Annotated in this window: 19 protein-coding genes; 12 read left to right on the forward strand and 7 right to left on the reverse strand. The window is 65.7% G+C overall.

The features are described 5' to 3' along the window. Positions 1-299: 299 nt before the first annotated feature. Both F8O06_RS10040 and F8O06_RS10045 read right to left on the reverse strand, forming a co-directional pair. The gene (locus tag F8O06_RS10040; protein ID WP_158038453.1) at positions 300-4172 is read right to left on the reverse strand and encodes a DNA-directed RNA polymerase subunit beta'; all 3873 of its coding nucleotides are present in this window, start codon (positions 4170-4172) and stop codon (positions 300-302) included. A gap of 47 nt (positions 4173-4219) precedes the next feature. Next, positions 4220-7714: a DNA-directed RNA polymerase subunit beta gene (locus F8O06_RS10045; protein ID WP_158038454.1), complete on the reverse strand. Its 3495-nt coding sequence runs from the start codon at positions 7712-7714 to the stop codon at positions 4220-4222. Between the two features lie 399 nt (positions 7715-8113). On the opposite strand from F8O06_RS10045, the gene F8O06_RS10050 reads away from it, so the two are divergent. Further along, complete coding sequence (locus F8O06_RS10050; protein ID WP_158038455.1) at positions 8114-9766, forward strand: SulP family inorganic anion transporter; 1653 nt, start codon at positions 8114-8116, stop codon at positions 9764-9766. A 181-nt stretch (positions 9767-9947) separates the two neighbouring features. Here F8O06_RS10050 and F8O06_RS10055 read toward each other — a convergent pair whose 3' ends face one another. Continuing rightward, on the reverse strand, positions 9948-10733 hold the full coding sequence (locus F8O06_RS10055; protein WP_158038456.1) for an acetoin reductase: 786 nt from the start codon (positions 10731-10733) through the stop codon (positions 9948-9950). A gap of 251 nt (positions 10734-10984) precedes the next feature. Between F8O06_RS10055 and F8O06_RS10060 the strand changes: the two genes are divergently transcribed. Next, positions 10985-12205 (forward strand): GAF domain-containing protein, encoded by a 1221-nt coding sequence (locus F8O06_RS10060; RefSeq protein ID WP_158038457.1) that lies wholly within the window; start codon positions 10985-10987, stop codon positions 12203-12205. A 48-nt stretch (positions 12206-12253) separates the two neighbouring features. Here F8O06_RS10060 and F8O06_RS10065 read toward each other — a convergent pair whose 3' ends face one another. After that, positions 12254-12835 carry a DUF4916 domain-containing protein gene (locus F8O06_RS10065; RefSeq protein WP_158038458.1) on the reverse strand — a complete coding sequence of 194 codons (582 nt, stop codon included), beginning with the start codon at positions 12833-12835 and terminating at the stop codon, positions 12254-12256. 59 nt (positions 12836-12894) lie between these two features. Here F8O06_RS10065 and F8O06_RS10070 point away from each other — a divergent pair, with 59 nt between their 5' ends. Continuing rightward, complete coding sequence (locus F8O06_RS10070) at positions 12895-13683, forward strand: queuosine precursor transporter (RefSeq protein ID WP_158038459.1); 789 nt, start codon at positions 12895-12897, stop codon at positions 13681-13683. Positions 13684-14218: 535 nt separating this feature from the next. Here the strand turns inward: F8O06_RS10070 and F8O06_RS10075 are convergent. Together F8O06_RS10075 and tgt are read right to left on the reverse strand one after the other, a co-directional pair. Beyond that, positions 14219-14701, reverse strand: a complete 483-nt coding sequence (locus F8O06_RS10075) for a DUF1648 domain-containing protein (RefSeq protein WP_158038460.1) — start codon at positions 14699-14701, stop codon at positions 14219-14221. After that, entirely contained in the window at positions 14698-15948 is a 1251-nt protein-coding gene (tgt, locus tag F8O06_RS10080) for a tRNA guanosine(34) transglycosylase Tgt (protein WP_158038461.1), read from the reverse strand. The genes F8O06_RS10075 and tgt overlap by 4 nt, the downstream gene beginning before the upstream one ends. 103 nt (positions 15949-16051) lie before the next feature. On the opposite strand from tgt, the gene F8O06_RS10085 reads away from it, so the two are divergent. From F8O06_RS10085 to F8O06_RS10125, 9 genes are all read left to right on the forward strand, one after another. Next, a complete protein-coding gene (locus F8O06_RS10085) occupies positions 16052-16786 on the forward strand; it encodes a glutamine amidotransferase-related protein (RefSeq protein ID WP_158038462.1) in 735 nt (244 codons plus the stop codon). A 110-nt stretch (positions 16787-16896) separates the two neighbouring features. Further along, the gene (locus tag F8O06_RS10090; protein ID WP_158030720.1) at positions 16897-17358 is read left to right on the forward strand and encodes a DUF3151 domain-containing protein; all 462 of its coding nucleotides are present in this window, start codon (positions 16897-16899) and stop codon (positions 17356-17358) included. A 54-nt stretch (positions 17359-17412) separates the two neighbouring features. Continuing rightward, positions 17413-17739, forward strand: a complete 327-nt coding sequence (locus tag F8O06_RS10095) for a hypothetical protein (RefSeq protein ID WP_192496918.1) — start codon at positions 17413-17415, stop codon at positions 17737-17739. Further along, entirely contained in the window at positions 17739-19091 is a 1353-nt protein-coding gene (locus F8O06_RS10100) for a tripartite tricarboxylate transporter permease (RefSeq protein ID WP_158038463.1), read from the forward strand. The genes F8O06_RS10095 and F8O06_RS10100 overlap by 1 nt, the downstream gene beginning before the upstream one ends. A 50-nt stretch (positions 19092-19141) precedes the next feature. Next, positions 19142-20134: a mevalonate kinase gene (gene mvk / locus F8O06_RS10105; RefSeq protein WP_225733470.1), complete on the forward strand. Its 993-nt coding sequence runs from the start codon at positions 19142-19144 to the stop codon at positions 20132-20134. Beyond that, positions 20131-21210 carry a diphosphomevalonate decarboxylase gene (gene mvaD, locus F8O06_RS10110; RefSeq protein WP_225733471.1) on the forward strand — a complete coding sequence of 360 codons (1080 nt, stop codon included), beginning with the start codon at positions 20131-20133 and terminating at the stop codon, positions 21208-21210. Before mvk ends, mvaD begins: the two co-directional genes overlap by 4 nt. A gap of 2 nt (positions 21211-21212) precedes the next feature. Then, positions 21213-22331, forward strand: coding sequence for a phosphomevalonate kinase (locus F8O06_RS10115; protein ID WP_158038464.1), 1119 nt, complete (start codon positions 21213-21215; stop codon positions 22329-22331). A gap of 91 nt (positions 22332-22422) precedes the next feature. Continuing rightward, positions 22423-23481: a type 2 isopentenyl-diphosphate Delta-isomerase gene (fni, locus tag F8O06_RS10120; RefSeq protein ID WP_158038465.1), complete on the forward strand. Its 1059-nt coding sequence runs from the start codon at positions 22423-22425 to the stop codon at positions 23479-23481. Positions 23482-23591: 110 nt separating this feature from the next. Further along, positions 23592-24080 carry a MarR family winged helix-turn-helix transcriptional regulator gene (locus tag F8O06_RS10125; protein ID WP_158038466.1) on the forward strand — a complete coding sequence of 163 codons (489 nt, stop codon included), beginning with the start codon at positions 23592-23594 and terminating at the stop codon, positions 24078-24080. 27 nt (positions 24081-24107) lie between these two features. Here F8O06_RS10125 and F8O06_RS10130 read toward each other — a convergent pair whose 3' ends face one another. After that, a complete protein-coding gene (locus F8O06_RS10130; protein ID WP_158038467.1) occupies positions 24108-24971 on the reverse strand; it encodes a universal stress protein in 864 nt (287 codons plus the stop codon). Positions 24972-24975 lie beyond the last annotated feature (4 nt).

Consider the following 24975-nt stretch of genomic DNA (forward strand, 5'->3'; position numbering starts at 1 on the left):
TCTTCACGCTCCTTGCTGCACGGTCTGCGCCCGCACCTCGCCTCAGGCGTTCCCGCAGCGACGGCACTGCTGCGACACCGACAGCGCTGTTCAGGCAAGCAGTGCGCGATCGTGGCGGCACCATGCCGCACTTGATCCAACAGCGCTGCGGGACAGATCGAGACGGGCCGAAAGACGAAGAGGGCCGCATGCAGTTCTTCTGCATGCGGCCCTCTTCGTCACGGCGCATTACCGAGCCGTCTCAGTCGACCGCCCGGGGTGGGCAGCAGCGACGAGACAACCGATCGAGCCGGTATCGCCTAGTTGTACGTTCCGGGCTCGAAGTTCCCGAAGTCTTCGAGATCGGTGAAGCCCAGATCGCCCTGGCTGAAATCGACCGAATCGTTGAACAGACGGTTCGGGTAACGCTCGGCACGAGCCTCTTCGGTCGGCTCGACTTTGACGTCGCGGTAGACGTTCAGGCCAGTGCCGGCCGGGATCAGCTTGCCGATGATCACGTTCTCTTTCAGGCCCACCAGCGGGTCGGCCTTGCCATCGAGCGCGGCCTGCGTGAGCACGCGGGTCGTCTCCTGGAAAGAGGCCGCAGACAGCCACGAGTCGGTCGCCAGCGAAGCCTTCGTGATGCCCATGACCTCACGACGGCCGGTTGCCGGCTGCTTCTTCTCGACGACCGTCTGACGGTTGACCTTGTTGTAGGCATCGACGTCGACGACCTCGCCGGGCAGGAAGTTGGTTGCTCCATGCTCGACGACAGTGACCTTGCGCAGCATCTGCCGCACGATGACCTCGATGTGCTTGTCGTGAATCGGCACACCCTGTGACCGGTAGACGCCCTGCACCCCTTCGACCAGCAGACGCTGGACGGCACGGATGCCGCTGACGCGCAGGACCTCTTTCGGATCGAGCGAGCCGGCCTGCAGCTGTTCGCCGAGCGAGACGTGCTGCCCCTCTTCGACCAGCAGGTTGGCACGCTTCAGCACCGGGTACACGAACTCGTCGTCACCGTTGTCGGGGGTCACGATGACGCGACGACCCTTCTCGGTGTCTTCGATGTGCACACGACCGTCGGCCTCGGAGATCGGCGACGAGTTCTTCGGGGTACGCGCCTCGAAGAGCTCGGTCACACGAGGAAGACCCTGGGTGATGTCGTCAGCCGAAGCCGATCCGCCGGTGTGGAAGGTGCGCATCGTCAGCTGCGTACCGGGCTCACCGATCGACTGCGCTGCGATGATGCCCACGGCCTCGCCGATGTCGGCGAGCTTGCCGGTGGCCAGCGAACGACCGTAGCAGGCCTGGCAGACACCGACCGCAGACTCACAGGTCAGCACTGAGCGAACCTTGACCTGCGTGATGCCGGCCTGGATCAGCTCGTCGATCAGCACGTCGCCGACGTCAGCGCCACGCTTGGCGACCACCGTTCCGTCAGCCGCAACGGCGTCCGTCGCCAGCGTGCGCGAGTACACCGAGTTCTCGACGTTCTCGTCACGCACCAGCGTGCCGTCGACGTCGTTGGCAATGGTGACGTCGATGCCCTTCTTCGTGCCGCAGTCGGCCTCGCGGATGATGACATCCTGTGCCACGTCGACCAGACGACGCGTCAGGTAGCCCGAGTCAGCCGTTCGCAGAGCGGTGTCGGCGAGGCCCTTTCGAGCGCCGTGCGTGGCGATGAAGTACTCGAGGTTCGACAGACCCTCTCGGTAGCTCGAGAGAATCGGGCGGGGGTAGATATCACCCTTCGCGTCGTTCACCAGACCACGGATGCCTGCGATGTTACGGATCTGCAGCCAGTTGCCTCGTGCACCCGAGGTGACCATGCGGTTGATGTTGTTCTCGCGCGGGAACGAGGCCTTCATCGCGTCGGCCACCTTGTCGGTCGCCTCCGTCCACACCTTGATCAGATCGGCGCGACGCTCCATCTCGGTCGTCAGACCCAGATCGAACTGTTCCTGAACCTCTGTCGCCTTCTTCTCGTACTCGGCGATGATCTTCGGCTTCTCGGCCGGAGTCACCACGTCGCTCAGCGCCACGGTGACGCCCGAACGAGCGGCCCAGTGGAAGCCGGCGTCCTTGATCTTGTCGAGGGTCTCGGCGACGATCACCTTCGGGTAGCGCTCGGCGAGGTTCGTGACGATCTGCGCCAGCTCGCCCTTGCCCGCCTGTGCCTCGAAGTAGGGGTAGTCGTCGGGCAGCAGCTCGTTGAAGATCGCGCGCCCCAGCGTGGTCTCGAGCAGGAACGGCTTGTCGGCCTCGAAGCCCTCCGGCTCCTTCCCCGGCTCGAACGCGATGTTCTCAAGGCGAATGTGCACCTTTGCGTGCAGATCGAGGTCGCCGAGGTCGCGGGCCAGGATGGCCTCCGAGATCGACGAGTAGTAACGTCCCTCGCCGGCAGCGCCCTCGATGTGATCTGTCAGCGTGAACAGACCGATGACCATGTCCTGTGAGGGCAGGGTGACCGGGCGGCCGTCTGACGGCTTGAGGATGTTGTTGCTCGAGAGCATCAGGATGCGGGCCTCAGCCTGCGCCTCGACGCTCAGCGGCAGGTGCACGGCCATCTGGTCACCGTCGAAGTCGGCGTTGAAGGCCGAGCAGACGAGCGGGTGCAGCTGGATGGCCTTGCCCTCGACGAGCAGCGGCTCGAACGCCTGGATGCCCAGACGGTGCAGCGTAGGTGCGCGGTTCAGCAGCACCGGCCGATCTTTGATGATCTCTTCGAGAACATCCCAGACGTCGGGGTTCGAACGCTCGACTTTACGCTTGGCTGCCTTGATGTTCTGCGCGTAGCCCAGCTCGATCAGACGCTTGATGACGAACGGCTTGAACAGCTCGAGCGCCATCTCTTTCGGCAGACCGCACTGGTGCAGCTTCAGCTGCGGGCCGACCACGATGACCGAACGGCCCGAGTAGTCGACGCGCTTGCCCAGCAGGTTCTGACGGAAACGACCCTGCTTGCCCTTGAGCATGTCGCTCAGTGACTTGAGGGCGCGGTTGCCGGTGCCGGTGACCGGGCGGCCACGGCGGCCGTTGTCGAACAGTGCGTCGACGGCCTCCTGCAGCATGCGCTTCTCGTTGTTCACGATGATCTCGGGAGCACCGAGGTCGAGCAGACGACGCAGACGGTTGTTGCGGTTGATCACGCGACGGTAGAGGTCGTTGAGATCTGACGTCGCGAAGCGACCGCCGTCGAGCTGGACCATCGGACGCAGCTCCGGCGGGATCACCGGGACCACGTCGAGCACCATCGATGCGGGCGACGTGCCGGTGTGCAGGAACGAGCTGACCACCTTGAGTCGCTTGATGGCGCGGATCTTCTTCTGACCGCGGCCCTCTTCGATCTGCAGACGCAGGCTCTCTGCCTCGGACTCGAGGTCGAAGTCCTGCAGACGACGCTGGATCGCCTCGGCGCCCATGTGCCCCTCGAAGTACTCGCCGAAGCGGTCTTCGAGCTCGTGGTACACGGCGTCTTCGGGAAGGAGCTGACCGACCTTGAGGTTGCGGAAGACTTCCCAAGTCTGGTCGAGTCGAGCGATCTGCTCGTCGAACGACTTGCGGATGCGGGCGATGTCTTTCTCACCGGCATCACGCGTACGGCGCTTGGCGTCGGCCTTCGCGCCCGACTCCTCCTGTGCGGCGAGGTCGTTCTCGAGCTGCTTCATGCGCTCGGCGATCTCGGACTCACGAGCCTGTTCGAGCTCCTGAGCCTCGAGTCGAAGCTCGGCCTCAAGAGTGGCCTGGTCTTCGTGACGTCCCTCTTCGTCGATCGAGATGATCATGTAGGCGGCGAAGTAGATGACCTTCTCGAGGTCTTTCGGCGCCATATCGAGCAGGTAGCCGAGGCGTGAGGGCACGCCCTTGAAGTACCAGATGTGCGTGACGGGGGCGGCCAGATCGATGTGCCCCATGCGCTCACGGCGCACCGAGCTCTTCGTGACCTCGACGCCGCATCGCTCGCACACGACGCCCTTGTAGCGGATGCGCTTGTACTTGCCGCAGGCGCATTCGTAGTCTTTGGTCGGGCCGAAGATCTTCTCGCAGAAGAGGCCGTCTTTCTCAGGCTTCAGCGTGCGGTAGTTGATGGTCTCGGGCTTCTTGACCTCGCCGTGCGACCAGTGACGAATGTCGTCTGCGGTGGCCAGGCCGATCTTCAGCTCATCGAAAGTCGTAGTCTCGAGCACTTTGTCTCTCTTTCTGGAAGTCTCTGTGTGTCTGTTGATCAGCCGGGTCAGATCTCGTCGATCGGACCGTTCTCGAACTGCTTCGAGATGTTGATGCCGAGCTCTTCGACGGCGTTGTAGGCGTCATCCTCGCTGTCGCGCAGGCTGACGGCCTGGCCGGCCGAGTTCAGCACCTCGACGTTCAGGCACAGGGACTGCATCTCTTTGATGAGCACCTTGAACGACTCAGGAATACCGGGCTCCTGGATGTTCTCGCCCTTGACGATGGCCTCGTACGCCTTCACACGGCCGGTGACATCGTCGGACTTGATCGTGAGCATCTCCTGCAGCGCGTGCGCAGCGCCGTAGGCGTACAGCGCCCAGACCTCCATCTCGCCGAATCGCTGACCGCCGAACTGCGCCTTACCACCGAGCGGCTGCTGCGTGATCATCGAGTACGGGCCCGTCGAACGCGCGTGGATCTTGTCGTCGACCAGGTGGTGCAGCTTCAGGATGTACATGTAGCCCACCGACACCGGGTCGGGGAACGGCTCGCCGGAACGACCGTCAAACAGCTGAACCTTGCCGTTGTGGTCGATCAGACGATCGCCGTCGCGGTTCGGCAGCGTCGAGTCGAGCAGGCCCGAGATCTCGTCTTCGGACGCACCGTCGAAGACCGGCGTGGCGACCTTCGTGTTCGGCTCGGCCTGACGGGCGCGCTCAGGGAGTTCCTTGGCCCACTCGGCGTTGTCGTCGACCTTCCAGCCCTGCTTGGCAGCCCACCCGAGGTGGAGCTCGAGCACCTGGCCGAAGTTCATTCGGCCGGGCACGCCCAGCGGGTTCAGGATGATGTCGACCGGCGTGCCGTCGGGCAGGAAGGGCATGTCTTCGGCGGGCACGATCTTCGAGATGACGCCCTTGTTGCCGTGACGGCCTGAGAGCTTGTCACCCTCGGTGATCTTGCGCTTCTGGGCGATGTACACGACCACGCGCTGGTTCACGCCGTTGCCGAGCTCGTCGTCGCCCTCTTCGGCGTCGAACAGACGAACGCCGATGACGGTGCCACGCTCGCCGTGCGGCACCTTCAGCGAGGTGTCGCGAACCTCACGGCTCTTCTCGTTGAAGATGGCGCGCAGCAGACGCTCTTCGGCGCTGAGCTCGGTCTCGCCCTTCGGCGTGACCTTGCCGACGAGGATGTCACCGGGGCGAACCTCGGCGCCGATGCGGATGATGCCGCGCTCGTCGAGATCGGCGAGCATGTCCTGCGAGACGTTCGGCAGGTCGCGAGTGATCTCTTCTTTGCCCAGCTTGGTGTCACGAGCGTCGACGTCGTACTCCTCGATGTGGATCGAGGTCAGCGTGTCGTTCTTGACCAGGTTCTGGTTGAGGATGATCGCATCCTCGTAGTTCAGACCCTCCCACGGCATGAACGCGACCAGCAGGTTCTTGCCGAGTGCGAGCTCGCCGCCCTGCGTGGCGGGGCCGTCGGCGATGACCTGACCGGCCTCGACGCGGTCGCCTTCGCGAACCAGCACGCGGTTGTTGAAGCAGGTGCCCTGGTTGGCACGATCGAACTTGCGCGTCGGGTAGCTGTCGATCCCGCCCTCGTCGTTCTCGACGACGACGAGGTCGGCCGAGACCTCGGTGACCACGCCGCCCTGTGCGGCGGTGATGACGTCACCGGAGTCGACCGCAGTGTAGGCCTCCATGCCGGTGCCGACCAGCGGGCTGTCGCTGCGCAGCAGCGGCACCGCCTGACGCTGCATGTTCGCACCCATGAGGGCGCGGTGCGCGTCGTCGTGCTCGAGGAACGGAATCAGTGACGTACCGACTGACACCATCTGACGCGGCGAGACGTCGATGTAGTCGACCTGATCGGCCGGCACCAGCTCGACGTCGCCGCCCTTGAGGCGCACCAGCACGCGGTCGCTGATGAAGTTGCCCTGCTCGTCGACGTTCGCGTTGGCCTGCGCGACCACGAACTCGTCTTCGTCGGATGCGGTGAGGTAGTCGATCTGGTCGGTCAGGCGACCGTTCTCGACCTTGCGGTACGGGGTCTCGATGAACCCGAACGAGTTAATGCGGGCGAAGGTCGCCATCGAGCCGATCAGACCGATGTTCGGGCCTTCAGGAGTCTCGATGGGGCACATACGGCCGTAGTGCGAGGGGTGCACGTCTCGCACCTCGACGCCGGCGCGCTCACGTGACAGACCGCCGGGGCCCAGCGCCGAAAGACGACGCTTGTGCGTGACGCCGGCCAGCGGGTTGTTCTGATCCATGAACTGCGACAGCTGGCTGGTTCCGAAGAACTCCTTGATCGCAGCGACGACGGGGCGCACGTTGATCAGAGTCTGCGGCGTGATCGCCTCGGCGTCCTGCGTGGTCATGCGCTCGCGAACGACGCGCTCCATGCGGCTGAGGCCGGTGCGCACCTGGTTCTGGATGAGCTCGCCGACTGCGCGGATGCGACGGTTGCCGAAGTGGTCGATGTCGTCGACGTCGACGGGAATCTCGACCTCATTGCCCTCGCGCACACCCTCGACCGTCGCCTCGCCGGCGTGCAGCGCGACGAGGTACTTGATGGTCTTGACGATGTCTTCGACGGTCAGCACCGACTGCTGGATCGGCGCATCGATGCCGAGTTTGCGGTCGATCTTGTAGCGACCGACCTTGGCGAGGTCGTAGCGCTTGTCGTTGAAGTAGAAGTTGTCGAGCAGGGCTCGGGCCGCCTCGGCGGCAACCTGCTCGCCCGGACGCAGCTTGCGGTAGATGTCGCGCAGAGCCTCGTCTTTGGTGGCGATGGTGTCTTTCTCAAGTGTCGAGAGAATCGAGTCGTACCCGGCGAACTCGGCCTGGATGTCTTCGGCGGTCAGCCCCAGAGCCTTGAGGAACACCGTGACCGACTGCTTGCGCTTGCGGTCGATGCGCACGCCGACCTGATCACGCTTGTCGACCTCGAACTCGAGCCACGCACCGCGGCTCGGAATCACACGAGCAGAGAAGACCTCTTTGTCTGAGTTCTTCTCGAACTGGCGCTCGAAGTACACACCGGGCGAACGCACCAGCTGCGAGACGACGACGCGCTCCGAGCCGTTGACGATGAAGGTGCCCTTGCGGGTCATCATCGGGAAGTTGCCCATGAAGACCGTCTGCGTCTTGATCTCGCCGGTCTCGTAGTTCATGAACTCGGCCTCGACGTAGAGCGGAGCCTCGTAGGTCTTGCCGCGCTCCTTGCACTCGTCGATGCTGTAGCGCACCGGCTCGAGCGTGGGGTTGGCGAAGCTGAGGTGCATCTTCTCGAGGTTGTCCTCGATGGGCGAGATCTCTTCGAAGACCGCGTCCAGGCCGCTCTTGACCGGAACGTCGTGACGCCCCGCAGCCTGATCGTCGGCCAGACGCTTCTTCCACCCCTCGTTGCCGATCAGCCAGTCAAAGCTCTCGGTCTGCAGGGCGAGCAGATCGGGAACGTTGATCGGCTCGGTGATTTTGGCGAAGGAGAGGCGCTTGTAATTGCGGCCCTGAGAGTTGACGGTGGTGTTGGATGCGTTGCGCGCAGCAGCCAAGGGATTCCTCCAATAAAGCCTGGTGGGGCTTGTCGTTTCATTGACTTCGACCGCGACTCGCCAGCATCCACACCGATACGACACCTCGACCGGGGATACAATCTGTATCCGCAGCCGACGTGGATCGAGTGCAATGTGACCGCAATATGACACACCACCTGCCCACCGCCATATGCGGGCATGAAGAAGACACCGTCGAGCGCAGAGATTCAGCATACGTCATATAGCACGCGATGTCCAGACCTGCAACACAACCCCGTCTGCACACTCACCCGACGCCCCATCGCGGCTCTCGCTGACCGACGTATACGACGCAGCAGATAAACATGTACGTGTTGTACGATTTCTGCAGCGAGCGCCGGGCACTGATGCGCCGGCCCTGCGAGACGGGGGAACGTCATGATCGCTCAAGCCGGGTTCGGCCATCGCATCCGCTCGCTGCTGCCCGAACGGCAGGATCTCATCGACGCACGACGCAGCCCGGGCACCGACCTGCTGGCGGGCGCCACCGTCGCCGTCGTCGCGCTGCCCCTCGCACTCGCCTTCGGCGTCGCCTCGGGCGTCGGCGCCGCTGCGGGCATGACGACCGCCATCATCGCCGGCATCATCGCCGCGGTCTTCGGCGGCAGCAACCTGCAGGTCACCGGCCCCACAGGAGCGATGACCGTGGTGCTGCTGCCGATCGTGCACCAGCACGGCGTCGGCGGCGTGCTGACCGTCGGGCTGATGGCCGGCGTGATGCTCACAGTCGTCGCCTTCGCCCGCGTCGGACGCTACGTGCAGATGCTGCCCGCCTCGCTGCTCGAGGGCTTCACCGCGGGCATCGCGGTGGTCATCGCCCTGCAGCAGGTGCCCACTGCGCTGGGGGTGCCGGCCGGACAGCATGAGCAGGTCTGGGCCGCCGCCGGAGAGGCGCTGATGCGCTGGGCCGCCGAACCGCACTGGCTCGAGCCGCTTGTCGCGCTGGGCACTGCGGCTGTGATCCTGATCGCCGGCCGACTGCGTCCCGGGCTGCCCTGGCCGCTGCTGCTGGTGGCGGTGGTGACGGCTCTCGCCTGGTGGCTGGGACTGCCCACGGCGCGCATCGGCGAGCTGCCGACCGGGCTTCCCGCCCCGAACCATGATTTTCTGCAGTGGGATGCGGTGGCCGGGCTGATCCCCAGCGCTCTGGCCGTCGCGGCGCTGGGAGCACTCGAGAGTCTGCTCAGCGCAAGTGTGGCCGACGGCATGACGGTCGGCGAACAGCACGACCCGGATCGCGAGCTCTTCGGTCAGGGCCTCGCCAACATCGTCGTGCCGTTCTTCGGCGGAGTTCCCGCCACGGCCGCCATCGCACGCACCGCGGTCAACGTTCGTTCCGGGGCACGGTCACGCACCTCGGCGGTGACGCACTCGCTGATTCTGCTCGGGGTCGTTCTGGTCGCCGGCACCGTCGTCGCTGCGATCCCGCTGGCCGTGCTGGCCGGTGTGCTGCTCGCGACGTGCGTGAACATGGTCTCGCTGGGCAGCATCCGCAGCGTCGTGCGCGCCACCCGCGGAGACACACTCGTCTTCTTCGCCACTTTCGCGACCACGGTGATCGTCGACGTGATCACGGCCGTCATCGTGGGCTTCGCGCTCGCCTCACTCGTCACGCTGAAGGCGGTGAGCGACGCGACGCAGGCGAAACCGGAGCCGCTCGATCCCGCCGATCACAGCGAGGCCGAACGGGATCTGCTCAGGCAGGCCATCGTGCCGTACCGGCTCGAAGGGGCGCTGTTCTTCGGCGTCGCTCAGCGCTTTCTGATCGACCTGACCGAGGTGAGCGAGGTGCGCGTGGTGATTCTGCGCATGGGGCACCTGAGCACGGTCGACGCCACCGGCGCGCAGGCGATCGGCACCGCTGTGCGACAGCTGCACGATCGAGACGTCGTCGTGCTGCTCTCGGCTGTGCGGCCCGAGCATGAGCAGGTGCTGCGCAGCGTCGACGAGCTCGACGCGCTGTGGGCCGACGGCGAGGTCTTCGCGACCACGCCTGAGGCCATCACCCGTGCCAAGGCACTGGTGGCCTGAGCCCGACTCGACGACGGCACTAGAGCGCCCGGTCTGGCCGCAGACACAGAGATGGCGTGGTCACGACATATCGTCACCACGCCATCCGCCTGCACGAGGCTCTGGCAGCGTCGGGCCTGCGCAGCTTCAGCCCACGCAGATGCCCGACCCCGCCAACGGCCTCGACCGAGTCGCTTTCGACTTAGTTGTAGAGCATGCCACCGTCGACCAGCAGGGTCTGGCCAGTGACGTAGTCAGCCTTGTCGCTCGCGAAGAACGACACCACACCGGCGACGTCTTCGGCAGTCTCGATGCGCCCGAGGGCGATCGACTCGACGTTGTCTTTCAGGTTCTCACCCTTGGCCTTGCCGTTGAGCTTGCCCAGCTCTTCATCGATGAGATCCCACATGCCCGTGCCGACGATGCCGGGAGCCCAGGCGTTCACGGTGATGTTTCGGGGAGCGAGCTCCTGTGCGGCGACCTGCGTCAGGCCGCGCACGGCGAACTTGGTCGCCGAGTAGGCGCCCAGAATCGGGAAGCCCTTGATGCCGGCGATCGAAGAGGCGTTGATGATCTTGCCCTTCTCCTTGCCCAGCTCGGCGAACTTCTTCTCAGCAGCCTGGATGCCGTAGACGATGCTGAAGACGTTGATGTTGAAGATCTTCTCGAGGTCTTCGGTGGTCACGTCGCTCAGCGGCTTGATCTGTGCGATGCCCGCGTTGTTGGCGATGACGTCGAAGCTGCCGAGCTTCTCAGCTGCTGCGTCGACGGCGGCGAACACCTGGTCGCGCTTCGACACGTCAGCGGCGACGAAGAATGCCTTGCGGCCGAGCGCTTCAATCTCTTTGACGACGGCTTCTGCCTTCTCCTGCTGGAAATCCAGGTCGGCGACGGCGATGTCGAAGCCGTCCTTGGCCAGCTGCAGTGCGATGCCGCGGCCGATTCCCTGCCCAGCGCCGGTAACGAGCGCAACCTTCTGATCACTCATGGGAGATCCTTCCTCTTCGCGATGTCGTGCAAATGACCTCGCGTCGAGGCCATCCTCCACACGCCTTCTTCTGGTGTGCGGTGCATCTGGCAGTCACTGTAAGTCAGGTGCGCGCTGTGAGTCAGCGTGTCAGATAAGGGAGACCTTGCCAACCGCGAGAACTCGCGCGAAAATACCTCATGCAACCGGACGCAACGGCTGGCCGCTTCGGGTCGCCGTTCGACGGCCAGAGACAATGAGGTGCACACGCGATGGCCAATGAGCTGGAATCGTCGTTCTCAACGGGGGAAGACCCCGTCGAATACGACCACCTGCTGCAGGAGGTCTTTCGGGCGACCTCACGAGGAGAACGGGCCCCGGCTCGACCTCGCCCGCTGATCAGCGCATCTTGGAAGCGCTCCCGCCGTGCCGGGCTCAAGCCCGATGTCTGCCGGTGCCCGATGCACTCGCCCGTGCGGGCACGCCGCGCACCAGCACGAACATCGACCACTCGCCAGCTGATCCCACTGCTCAAGCAGACGCTGCCGCAGCACGACAACGGCATGTTCGAGAACGGTAACTACCTCGTCGTACTCACCGACGCCGAGGCGCGCATCGTATGGCGCTACGGGTCGACCGAGGCACGGCAGCGCGCCGACCGCATCGGCTTCGTCAAAGGCGCCCTGTGGCGCGAGAGCACGGTGGGCACGAACGCGATCGGCACCGCGCTCGCCGTTCGGCACCCGGTGCAGGTGCATGGTGCCGAGCACTTCTGCCTCGCGCACCAGCAGTGGAGCTGCGCAGCCTCACCGATCATCGATCCGCGTTCGCGCGCCTGCCTGGGCATCGTCAACATCTCGTGCACTGTCGCCGAGGCACATCCGGCCATGCTCGCGCTGGCCTCACTGCTCGCGCACACCCTCGAGATGGAGCTCCATGAGGCTCACCAGCACGAGCTCGAACGACTGCGCACCATCAGCTGGCCGATGCAGCACACGCAGGGTGACGAACCGTGGGCAGTGACCGACCGTCTGGGCTGGGTCGCCGCGACCAACAGCGCCTCAGCGGGCAGCCGGTTCACGCTGCCTGAGCATCCTGATCGCGACCTGCTCTGGCTGCCCGAGTTCGGCAGCGCGAAGGCGGCCTCACTACCTGGCGGCTGGTTCATTCAGGGGCAGACCGTCGTCGAAGCCGAGCCGGGTGAGAACCGGCTGCAGATCACCCGCACGTCGACCGGTGCGCACGTGACGATGGATGCCGGAGACGTGCACTGGAGCGTCGAGATTCCGCCTCGGCAAGTCGATGTCATCGCTCAGATCAATGCTCACCAGGACGGCGTCAGCGCGGCGGATCTCTCAGAGGCGATCTTCGGCGACCGCACGCACACGGTCACCGTGCGTGCCGAGGTCAGTCGGATTCGGCGGGCGTTGGGGCCGGTGATCATTGCCGCGCCGTACCGCTTCGCGGAGGGCATGCGGGTCGAGATCGACTGACTGCTCTTCTGCGTGACGCAGGCGGGAAGGTGTCGGCGTCGGCCCCACTCAGCAGCTGACCGAGGCCAGCAGACGTTCGACCAGCACGCCGCGGTTGCCTTCGAGGTCGGAGAGCACACCCTGATCCCGGACCTCCTGCGGAGTGAGCCAGGCGAGCTCGAGGGCGTCTTGGCGTGGCTGGCAGGTGCCGGTGACCGGCACGACGTAGGCCAGCGAGACGGCATGCTGGCGGCCGTCGAACAGCTCGTTCGTGGTCGAGGGCACTGGAAAGTACTCGCCCACCGTCTGCGGCGACATCGACAGCGGCAGCTGTGGGAAGGCGATCGGGCCGAGGTCGTTCTCGAGATGGCGCAGCAGCGCTTCGCGCAGACTCTCGCCGAACCGCACACGGCCCGAGACGATGGTGCGGGTGATCGAGTCAGTGTCGCTGACGCGCATGAGCAGGCCGATCTGCGCGACTTTGCCACTGCCGGTCAGGCGCACAGGGAGTGCTTCGACGTAGAGCATGGGCAGGTGCCGCCTGGCCTCTTCCAGCTCGGAGTCGGTCAGCCAGCCGGAGTCGGCGCCACCGTTGCTGCCGATGACGTCATCGTCTGGATCCTGCGGGTCGGGCGTGCCAACGATGCTCATGGTCTGATTATGGCGCATTTGCCCGGGGCGGCGCAGACGACTCGGTACAATCGGTGCTCATGACCGCTTCACGCCCGAATGCCACCCCAGAGACCGCTTCGACCCGTTCGTCCGAAGCCGGTGGGACAGCGCAGCGTTCAGACGTGCAGGGCCGAGGATCGGTGCGGCCCAGCTACCGCTTCTACGCGGTGATCGTCGCGATCTTCGCCTCGCTGCTGCTGGTCTCGAACATCGCAGCGACACAGGGTGTGGTGTTCGGTCCGGTTTGGGGATTCCCGATCAATACTGACGGTGGGTTCCTGCTGTTCCCCCTGGCCTACGTGCTCGGCGATGTGCTGAGCGAGGTCTACGGGTTCAAGCGGACCCGTACGGCGACCATCGTGTCGTTCTGCATCGCCATCGGGGCCATGCTGTACTTCCAGTTCGTGATCGCCCTGCCGAAGTCGGAGGGCACCGACACGGAGTCGTTCAACGCACTGCTCGGTCTCAGCGTGCCGCAGATTCTGCTCGGGTCGGTGCTGGGCTTTCTCGTGGGTCAGACGCTCAACGCGTGGGTCGTGACGTGGATGAAGCGCCGCCGCCGCGACGAACGCCAGCTCTGGGCGAGACTGCTCGGATCGACCGTCGTCGGGGAGTTCGCCGATACCCTCATCTTCTGTCTGATCGCAGCGCCGGTGCTCGGGTTCACCGAGCCGGCCGACTTCGCCATCTACGTGGCGCTCGGGTTCGTATACAAGACCGCGGTCGAGGCCGCACTGCTTCCGTTCACCTACCGAGTGATCGCCTGGGTGAAGCGGCACGAGCCCGACTACCGCCCGGTGGGCGCCGGCGAGCCCGCCGCGAGCTGAGCGGGATTTCAGCGGGTGCTGCACTTTCGCGGGGCGCTCAGCGGGTTCTGCACACTCGAGGGGCGTCCGGCGGTACTCGACAGCGCATTCAGCGGGTTCTGCACACTCGAGGCGAAAGACGTTCAGCAGGTCCTGCATGATCGAGGTGCCGAGGCCCAGTGAGAACGCTCGTGAGCTTGCCCCACCCCCGAACACGACCGCACGCGAAAGCACAGAAAGTGCGACCATCAGAGTCTGAAACCCGCAAGTTCTGCACTTTCGCGGGGCATTCAGCGGGTTCTGCACACTCGACGAGGGGCACGGCGGTACTCGACAGGGCATTCAGCAAGTTCTGCGCACTCGAGGGGTGTCCTGCGGTACTCGACAAGACATTCAGCGGGTTCTGCACACTCGACGAGGGGCACGGCGGTACTCGACAGGGCATTCAGCAAGTTCTGCGCACTCGAGGGGTGCACAACCGCATCTACTGACTTCCGCACACTGAACCTTCTCTCGACGAGGGCGGCTCAGCGGAGCCCAGCGTTCGACCAGGCGGTCACCCCGCACGCACCATGCGCACGAGTCCGACGATGATGCCGCCGAAGAGCAGCACCAAGCCGACGACGAACAGCGGCATCTGCGACGTGCCAGTGACGGTCAGCCGAAGAATGCCCCACATCAGAGCGCCGACGCCGAGCAGTGTGGTCCCCAGCAGCTGAGAAGCGATGCGGTAGAGCCGCTCGGCGTTCTGGCCAGTCACCTCGACCGGGTAGTTCGCCACATGCGGGTAACGCGCTAACCCTGCCACCAGCGCCGACAGCAGCAGCCAGACGAGACCGAGTCCGATGAGCGATCCACGAGGGCCCCACGCATCGGGCTCACCGTGTATCCCGAAATGCGTCGGAATGACCTCGGGCAGGCTCGGATACGAGACCAGCAGACAGATCAGTCCGGCCAGAGTCATCAGCAGACCGACGCCGATCAGCACGGCAGCGGCTGCGCCCATGCCCTCGGCCTTCGGTCGCTCTGATCTGCTCATACCTCTGCAGCGCCTGACTTCGCCCCACCACCGTAGTAGCGGCCCAAGAACTCCTCGCGGAGTTCGTCGAACGTGCCCTCCTGCATCGCGACGCGGATGTCGTCGACAAGACGCACGATGAATCGCTCGTTGTGGATGCTGCAGAGAGTCGCCGCATTCATCTCTTTCGCCTTGAAGAGGTGCCGCAGATACGCCCGTGTGTAGTGCGTGCAGGTGTAGCAGTCGCAGCCTTCGTCGATCGGCGAGAAGTCCATGCGGAACCTCGTCTGCTTCAGGTTGTAGCGCCCGTGGCGCGAGTACACGGCCGACGACCGTGCCACACGCGTCGGCGAGACGCAGTCGAAGGTGTCGGCCCCTGCTGCCACCGCGGCGAAGATGTCATCTGGTTCGCTGATGCCGAGCAGGTGACGCGGCCGATCCTCGGGAAGCTCCTCGGCCATCCACCCGATGATCTCGGCCATGCGCGGCTTCTCGAGCGCCCCACCGAGGCCGAACCCGTCGAAGCGCTGCCCGTCGATCTCCATGCTGCCGAGGTCGCGAGCAGCCTTGCGGCGCAGATCCTCATAGTTCGCGCCCTGCAGCACACCGAAGAGGGCCTGATACGGCTTGCCGACCCGTTCGTCGGTGAGGCGCCGATGCTCGGCGAGGCACCGCTCGGCCCAAAGACGGGTGCGCTCCAGCGAACGCTCCTGGTATCCGCGGGTGTTCATCAGCGTGGTGAGCTCGTCGAAGGCGAACATGATGTCGGCACCCAGCTGGTGCTGAATCTGCATCGAGACCTCCGGGGTGAACCGATGCATGGTGCCGTCCAGATGCGACTTGAACGTGACGCCGTCGTCGTCGACATGAGCGAGCCGCTCTTTGCCCTTCGCGATCACGTCGTCGGACTGCCGCCCGCTGGTGTCCATCGCGAGCACCTTCTTGAACCCCACGCCCAGGCTCATCACCTGGAAGCCTCCGGAGTCGGTGAACGTGGGCCCCGGCCAGTTCATGAAGCGACCGAGACCGCCGGCGGCGTCGAGCACGTCGGGTCCCGGCTGCAGGTAGAGATGGTAGGCGTTGGCGAGCAGCGCCTGTGACCCGAGGTCGCTCATCGACTCGGGCAGCACCGCTTTGACGGCCGCCTTGGTGCCGACCGGAATGAACGCCGGGGTGCGAATGTCGCCGTGCGGCGTGTGGATGACCCCCGTGCGCCCGCCTCTCGGCTGATCGTCGAGTCGGGTGTCGATGTCGAAGCTGAAGTTCACCCGTCCATCTTGCCATCTGCCTGCGGCTCAGGGTCTTCTGCGGGCATTCGTCGCAGAGCGTCACAATATGGCGTCTGGACTCCGGCGCAAATAGGCTGAACGCATGAAGCCATTCCTGTATCTGAGCGCGCGCACGAGTGACGATGCCACTGCGGCCGAGCGCGCCTCGATGCTGGAGCACACCGGGCTGGGGTCAGACGCCCTCGTGCACCACCGACTCGACCGTGCACCGCTGCCCGAGATCGATCTCACCGAGCTCAGCGGAGTGCTGCTCGGTGGCAGCCCCTATGACTGGTCGGCCCCGCCCGAGCGCAAAGACCCGCTGCAGCGACGGGTCGAGCACGACGTGTTCGCCCTGGTACGCCGCATTCTCGATGCCGATTTTCCGTTCTTCGGGGCCTGTTACGGAATGGGCGCGGTCGCCACGGTGCTTGAGACCCCGTTGGGTCCTGACTTCGCCGAGGATGCCGGAGCCGTCACCCTGCAGGTCACCTCCGCCGGCCGATCCGATCGTCTGCTGGATGACGCGCCTGCGCAGATCTCTTCGTTCGTCGGGCACCATGAGTCGTTGCTCGAGGTGCCGAAGGGCGCCGAACTGCTGCTGACCTCGGCGACTGCTCCGGTGCAGATGATCCGCGTCGGCGAGCGCGGCTACGCGACGCAGTTCCATCCCGAGCTTGACCGGTCTGCGTTCATTCGGCGTGCGACGCTCTACGACGGGCACGGCTACTACCCGGCCGGCCACATCGCAGCCATCGAGCAGGCGACGCTGGGCCTCGACACCACCCCGGCGCACCGTCTGCTGCGCCGCTTCGCGCTCGAGCACGGCCGTCGCTGAGCGGCTTGTGCTGCTCGTCGGGACGCGCCACGACCGGCGTGATCGTATCCCTCCGACAGGTGTCTGCGACCTGATCGACACTGCTGGCGCCAGCAGGCATACTGGATGGCATGGGCGACAACAATCTGCTTTCGATTCCACCGACGTTCCTCGATGAGGTGCCGGGTCTCGCTGACGCTCTCGCCGACGAGCCGCTCAACCGCGTGGCGGCCTCGTTCCCCGCAGCGTCACTGCCTTGGGCGCTGCTCGCACAGCAGGCTCGCACACACGGCAACTATGTGAACGCATACGCCTACGCTCGCACCGGCTATCACCGCGGCCTCGACGCTCTGCGCAGACACGGATGGAAGGGGCAGGGTCCGATTCCGTGGTCGCACGAGCCGAACCGTGGCTTTCTGCTCTCGCTCTTCGAGCTGGGCAAAGCCGCCGAGCTGATCGGCGAAGCCGACGAGGTCGATCGCGTGCACACGTTCCTCACCGACAGCGACCCGTCGGTCATCGACGCCATCCTGGCCGACGAGGCGGCGCACGCCCCGGGCACCGAGACGATCGTCATCCGCGGCATCAACTGATCGCTGCGGCGCATATCTTTCTTTGTTCCGACCGACCGTCTAGCATCAGGAAGCATGACTTCCACTGACCGTCAATCGGACGATCAGGCGCGGTACATCGAAGTGTGGAACGATTTGGTCTCTCCGCGAGACCTCACGTGGGCACTTCTGATCTGTGGTGGCACCACCGCAGCCGCGCTGCTGATCGCAACGCTGCTCTCGTTCAACGTCTTCTTCTGGGGACTCGGCGGCTCGGTCATCGGCTTCGTCATCAGCACCTTCGTCTTCACGCCGAAACGAGACGTGCGCATCGTGAGCGCCGACGACGGGCTCGAACACAGCATCCACATCAGGGCCGAAGCCGATGTCGCCGCAGACACCGACAAGGCCGGTGACCGCTGATGGACGTCTCGATCATCATTCAGATGCTGATCGCCGCCATCGGCGCGATCATGTTCTATTCGTTCATCGGGTTCATTCCCGGCACCGACGAGACCAGCGTGCTGGTGCCCGTCACCCTGGCGCTGGTGCTCGCGGGCGTCGCACCGATCGTGGTGCTCACCTTCTTCATCGCCGCGATCGTGACGCTCAATCTCACCAATGCGATTCCCACAGCCCTGGTCGGCCTGCCCGGGGGCGTGATGTCGACTCCGATGATGGAGCACTCGCTCTATCTCAAGAGCAAGGGACGCGCCGCCGAGACGATCAAGAAGATGGCAGCAGGCAGCGCCGTGGGCACGATCATCGCGATTCCGGTGAGCCTCGCCATCGCCACGGCGATCACGCCCTATGCCGAGACCCTGCGCCAGTACGGCTCACTGCTCTTCGTGTTCGGCGCCGTGCTGCTCGCGCTGCTCGGCAGCAATCGACTGCTCTCGCTCATCTCGATCATCCCGATGGCGCTGCTCTTCCAGGGCCTGCTCTCGCTCTACCGGACGCAGGAGGTGATACCCAAAGACGGCAACATCTCGGTCTCGTTCTTCTTGGGCATCACCATCGGCCCGCTGCTGGTCTCGATCCTGGGGCTGCTCAACAAGCGCAGCCGCGACAGTCTGCCCAGGTACGCGCCGACCACCGTCGAGATCTCGCGCAGAGATCTGAGCGGCCAGTCGCTCGCGCCCGGCCGCATCCTCACTCGTGACGAGATGGGTCGCACCGGCCTCGCCTCGCTGATCACCACCCCGCTGTTCTTCCTCAGCCCGGTCGGCCTGACCTTCCTGATCGGCGAGGCCTCTGCCGGTCGCAGCGGCGACAGGCTCAAGCACGCGAACCGCGCGGTGTCGAGCATGAACGGCGTCGCACACGCCGCCTACCTGTCTGGGGTGATCATCCCGCTGCTGGCCGTCGGCATTCCGCTCTCGCCGGTCGCGATCGGCCCGGCGCAGGCGCTGTTCAACGCACCACCGGTCTTCTCGCTCGACCACAACCTGCACCAGCTGCTGAGCACCGGCCAGTTCATCACCGCGGTGGTCGTCGGCGCTCTGCTCGCACTCGTGCTGACCTATGTGATCGCTGTGCGCTACTCGTACCAGATCACCTACTTCGTGATGCGCTACATCCCGCACGAGGCCGTGCTCGGGCTCTTCATCGGGTTCATTCTGCTGCTCGCCTATCTCGACGCCGGGGTGGCCAACATCTTCGGCGTGCTGCTCGTCGGCGTCGCCTGCGGTACCCTGAATAAGCTTGGCGTCAGCTACGGCGTGCAGTTCATGACGCTGTACGCCGCGCCATGGATCGTGCAGAACCTGCTCTGAGCGGCAGCGTTGTGCGTCGGTGCGCATGCACCGGGAAAGGCTTCTTCACTGTGCAGGTCGGCGACCCCTCCCCCTCAGACCGCTCATCGGTCGACACTCCGATGCACGCAGGCGTCGGTCAGACCGTCGCGAAGATCATCCTCTTCGGCGAGCACTCTGTCGTCTACGGCTACCCGGCGATCGCGATGCCGCTGCGCAATCTGCGCATGATCGCCCGCGTCGAACCGACCACACGCCCGTCAGAGCTGTCGAGCCTGGGCTGGGTCGGTCCGCTCGACGAGGCGCCGGCGAGGTTCGCAAGCATCGTTCGGGCGGTGGATGCGGCGCTCGAGTTCGCGGGGCATCCGAACGCCCGCCTGCGCATCGAGACGCACGCGGAGTTCCCGCCGGAACGGGGCCTTGGATCGTCCGCTGCAGCGGCCGGTGCGGTCATCCGGGCCGTGCTCAGCGCCTTCGACGTCGACGCCGAGCCAGAAGACCTCTTCGACCTGACGCAGATGGCCGAGCGCATCGCACACGGGCATCCGTCCGGGCTCGATGCGACCGCGACCTCGTCGCAGTCGCCGATCCATTTTCAGGCTGGCGCGACCACAGCCGTGCAGATCAATCTCTCAGCGTGGATCGTCGTGGCAGACTCCGGCATTCACGGCAGCACCCGCGAGACCGTCGGGCACATTCGCGAAGAGCACGAGCGCTGCCCCGAGGTCACCCGACCACGGCTGGCCGAGCTGGGGCGCATCACCGCCGAGGCGGTCGACGACGTGCGCGCCGGCGATGTCAGCGGGCTCGGCCAGAAGATGAACGACGCACACCGGCTGTTGGCCGAGCTGGGCGTGAGCAACGCACGCCTCGACCAGCTCACCGCCGCGGCGCGCAGTGCGGGCGCTGTCGGGGCGAAGCTCACCGGCGGGGGACGCGGCGGCTGCGTGATCGCCCTCGCCCGCACCAGCGCTGATGCGAAGCGCATCGCCGCTGCGCTCGGGATGGCTGGGGCCACCGGCACGTGGGTCTACGCACCGCACGCCTACGAGGTCGCCGCGTGACGGATCGCGCGAAACCGGTGGCAGCGGCTCCCGGCGTGGCCACTGCTGTGGCGCACGCGAACATCGCGCTGATCAAGTATTGGGGCAAAGCCGACGAACGGCTGATCCTGCCGCGCACCTCGAGCCTGTCACTGACCCTCGACGATCTGCACACGGTCACCACAGTGCGTTTCGTCGACGACGGCGCGGGTGACCGTGCCGTGCTCGACGGCCGGCCGCTGACCGGTCAGTCGCTGCGGCGCATCGCAGATTTTCTCGACATCGTGCGCGAGCGTGCTGGCATCACCTCCGCGGCCGATGTCGTCACACACAACACTGTGCCGACTGCGGCGGGGCTCGCGAGCTCTGCCAGCGGATTCGCCGCGCTGGCCGGGGCCGCCGCCGCAGCAGCAGGTCTCGAACTCGACGATCGCGGCCTCTCCAGGCTCGCACGACGGGGGTCGGGGTCGGCATCACGGTCGGTGTTCGGCGGCCTGGCCGTCTGGCATGCCGGCCATGACCACGAATCCTCGTATGCCGAGCCGCTTCCGAGCGATCTCGATCTGGCGATCGTCGTGCTCGTGATCGACTCAGGGCGCAAGGCGGTCTCGAGCCGCGAGGCCATGCGGCGAACCGTCGAGACATCGATCGAGTACGAGCCCTGGGTGCGGCGCAGCCACGAAGATCTGGCCGAGGCGCTCGACGCGATCGCACAGGCAGACCTGCCCCGGCTGGGCGAGGCAGCCGAGGCGAACGCCTTCGGCATGCACGCCACGATGCTCGCCGCAGAGCCTCGTGTGCAGTATCTGAACGCCTCCAGCATCGAAGCGCTGCAGGCCGTGCGCGAGGCCCGCGCAGCCGGCCTGCCGGCCTGGGCGACCATGGATGCCGGAGCCAACGTCAAGGTGCTCACCAGCGGTTCGGCATCTGAGCAGGTGCGATCCTGGCTGCGGCAGCGGCTGGAGCCGAGTGTGCCGGGCTTGCAGACCGTGGTGGCACGGTCAGGCCCGGGCCTGCAGGTCTGGCCGGGAGAGGTCGGCGTGCCCAGCACCTCAGTTCTCGACACCGCCACGACGAACCATGCAGGAGGTCTCTAGACATGTGCGCTGCCCATGACGTCGCCGTTCCGGCCCGCACCACCGTCGTGCGCGCGCCCGGCAAGCTCTACATCGCCGGCGAGTATGCCGTCGTCGAAGCCGGATACCCGGCGGTGCTGATCGCCGTCGACCGCTATGTGCAGGTGCGGGTGAGCCCCGCCCGCGACACCGGGCACATCACCTCAGACCAGTACGCGAGCCTCTCGCTCGAGTGGCATCGACGTGACAACGACATGGTGATCGAGCCTGACCAGACGCCCTTCGACTTCGTGCTCGCCGCCATCAGAGTGGTCGAGGAGGCCGCAGTCGGGCTCGGCGCGTCACTCGAGCTGTACGACCTCGACATCACGAGCGAGCTCGACGATGATGCCGGTCGAAAGTTCGGCCTCGGGTCGTCTGCCGCGGTCACGGTGGCCACAGTGCGGGCGCTCTGCGAGCACTATCGTCTCGATCTGACCCGTATGGAGCAGCTCAAACTGGCCCTGATCGCAAGCATCGAAGTGCAGCGCAGCGGCTCGGGCGGCGACGTGGCGGCGAGCATGTTCGGCGGCTGGATCGTATACCGGGCATTCGATCGGGAGTGGGTGCGCGCCGAGCGCGTCGCCCGACCGCTCACCGAGATGCTCGCCATCGACTGGCCGGGTCTCGAGGTGAGCCGCATCGTGCCGCCCGATCGTCTTCGCCTCGTCGTGGGATGGACTGGCTCGCCCGCCTCGACCGCTCGCCTGGTCAGCGGGGTGCAGGCCCGCAAAGGCCAGCGCAGCGTGCATTACAGCCGCTTCCTCGCGGAGAGCCGCTCGTGTGTGACCGAACTGGCCGAAGCGCTGGGACGCGACGACGGCGTCGGGATCGCCGCAGGCATCCGCCGCAACCGCGAACTGCTGCGCGGGCTGGGCGAGCACTCGGGCATCACCATCGAGACTCCGAAGCTGCAGCGCCTGATCGAGACGGCCGAGGCATGCGGCGGTGCGGCGAAGACCTCGGGTGCGGGTGGCGGAGACTGCGGCATCGTGCTGATCGATCGCGACGCCGACATCGACGGCATGCTCGCAGCGTGGGAGCGGGCCGACATCAGGCCGCTGAATCTGCGGGTGCACCAGCCGGAGGGCACGGTCGAGTAGGGCATGGCCCCGCAGGTCGCTCGGCGGGCGTCGTGCTCTGCGGTTCAAGCTCGAGACGGGATGTCGCAGACATGAAGGGACACAGAGCAGCATGAGCAGTGAGCGCAAAGACGAGCACGTTCGCCTCGCCGAGGAGCTTCGCGACGAACAGCGTGGTTCGGGTTTCGACGACGTGCGGTTTCTTCACCACACCTTCAACGAGCTGACGCGCGACGCGGTCGACATCAGCACGACCGTGGCCGGTCGGCGTTGGCCGGTGCCGTTCTACATCAACGCGATGACCGGCGGCAGCAAGATGACCGGAGCGCTCAACGCCGACCTCGCACGGGCTGCCGCGGCTGCAGGTGTGTCGATCGCCAGTGGTTCGGTGAGCCCTGCGCTGCGCGACCCGGGCCTGGAATCGACGTTTCGGGTGATCCGTGAGAACGCCCCTGAAGCATTCGTATTCGCGAATGTGAGCCCCGAGATGACCGTCGAGCAGGCGAAGCGAGCCGTCGGGATTCTCTCTGCCGACGCGCTGCAGATCCATGTGAACCCGGCCCAAGAGCTCGTGATGCCCGAGGGCGACCGCGACTTTCGCGGTTGGCTCGACCGGATCGAGCGGATTGTGGCCGACGTCGGCGTGCCGGTCGTGGTCAAAGAGGTCGGGTTCGGACTCAGCAGGCACAGCGTCGAGCAGCTGCTCGAACGCGGTGTGCGCACCGTCGACGTCAGCGGACGCGGCGGCACGAACTTCATCGCGATCGAGAACCGTCGGCGTCAGCGCAGCGAATACGACTACCTGTCGGGCTGGGGACAGTCCGCCGTCGAGTGCCTGCTCGATTCCCTGCACGCGGTGCCTGCGCTGCCGGTCGAGGCGATCGCCTCCGGCGGCGTACGCAATCCGCTGGATGTCGTACGCGCGCTCGCCTTGGGTGCTCGCGCCGTCGGGGTCAGCGGCCACTTTCTGCACGTGCTCGTCTCTGACGGGGTCGACGCTCTGACGGCCGAGCTGGAGGCATGGAAGGAGCAGGTGCAGACTCTGCTCACGCTGCTCGGAGCGGCCGACCTGGCGGCCCTTGCCTGCACTGATGTGCTCATCACCGGCCCGACCGCGGAGTTCGCTCGACTGCGGGGCATCGATCTCGCGGAACTGGCGCACCGCCGCTGAGATATGCCTGCAACCGCATATGTCGTGTTGGAGAACTCCTCGCGGACAATCCGCGACGCCCGCGCGATGTCCTTGACTTGTGCAGAGGAAAGCGGTTCACTGCAGATACCATGACGCAGCAGTACGAAGACTCCCAGGGCCCTCTGCCCCGCATCACCGATGCCGGCTTTCGTCTGCACTACGCGACTTCGCTCTTCGATCGCCTGATCGATGAGTACCTGCGTGCTGAATGGCAGCTTCCGGCCACTCAGTTCTATGCGCTGATGGCCCTTGCCGCAGCCGGCAAAGAGAAGCTCAGCGTTCGAGAGATCGCCGAGCAGCTCGGCATCTCCCGCGCAGCGGCCGCCACACGCACTCGAACGCTGGTCAAGGTCGGGTTCGCGTCGTTGTACCAAGACCCGAACGACCGTCGCACGCAGCGCGTCGCCCTCACCGAACGCGGTGCACGCCGACTGACCGAAGCGTGGCAGGGTCTCGACACCTTCGAGAACGCTCTACTGACCGGCATCGACGAACGCAGCCTGCTGCAGCGCATCAATGTGCTCATCGACAACGCCCGCGACGTCGCAGCAGCGCGGCAGGCCAGAGAAACTCGCTGAGCGGGCCGGCCCCGCGAAGAGTCTCGCTCAGACGTTCGGTACGACGACCGTCGGCACACGAAGATCGAGCAGCACGCCGTGCGATACCGAGCCGAACAGCGCACGTCCGAGCACCGTGCGCGAATGAGTGCCCAGCACCAGCATGCGTCGACCGGCCGCGGCCGCAGTCAGCTGAGACGCCGGAGCGCCTTCGACCGAGCGCCCGGTGACGTCGAGATCCTCGTTCTTCGTGCGCAGCTGCAGGGCGCGTGCGTCGAGCTGCTCCTGGAACTGGCGACCCACCGGAGCGAGTCCTCCGCCCATTGCCTCTGCCGGCCGGCTGATCACCGGCGGCAGCCCCCAGACAGAGACGAGCTCCAGCGGCTGATCCGTGGCCAGCGCCTGCGTGACGCCGAACTCGACCGCTTTTTCGCTGACGTTGTCCGGGCCCACGCCGACGACGATTCCGGATTCGGCGTGATCAGCGGCCGACGGCGTCCAGTCTGACGGGATCACCGCGGTCGGCACGTTCGTCGACACCGAGACGCGCAGGCCTTTGGCACCGCCGACCGCTTCGCCGAACGATGCTCCGTGGTGCGATCCCAGCACGATCAGATCACTCTGGTCGGCCGCGTCTACCAGCGCGTCGACGATGCCGCCGCGAGTGACCGATGCCGTGATGCCGAGGTCCGGATTCGACTCCGCGGCAGTGCGCTGCACTGAGGCGATCAGGTTCTCGGCAGCCTGCGTCGCATCCGTCTCGCTGACGCCAGTGCCCCGCAGCGCATGCGGGTCAACCACGGTCAGCAGGTGCAGCTGCGGGTCAGTGACGAAGTTGGCCTGAGCCAGTGCCCATGCGAGTGCGCGTTCACCGCGCACGGTGCCGTCGATGCCGACGAGGATGGTGGTCATTGTT

Source organism: Pseudoclavibacter sp. CFCC 14310 (assembly GCF_008831165.1).
Classification (GTDB): domain Bacteria; phylum Actinomycetota; class Actinomycetes; order Actinomycetales; family Microbacteriaceae; genus Pseudoclavibacter_A.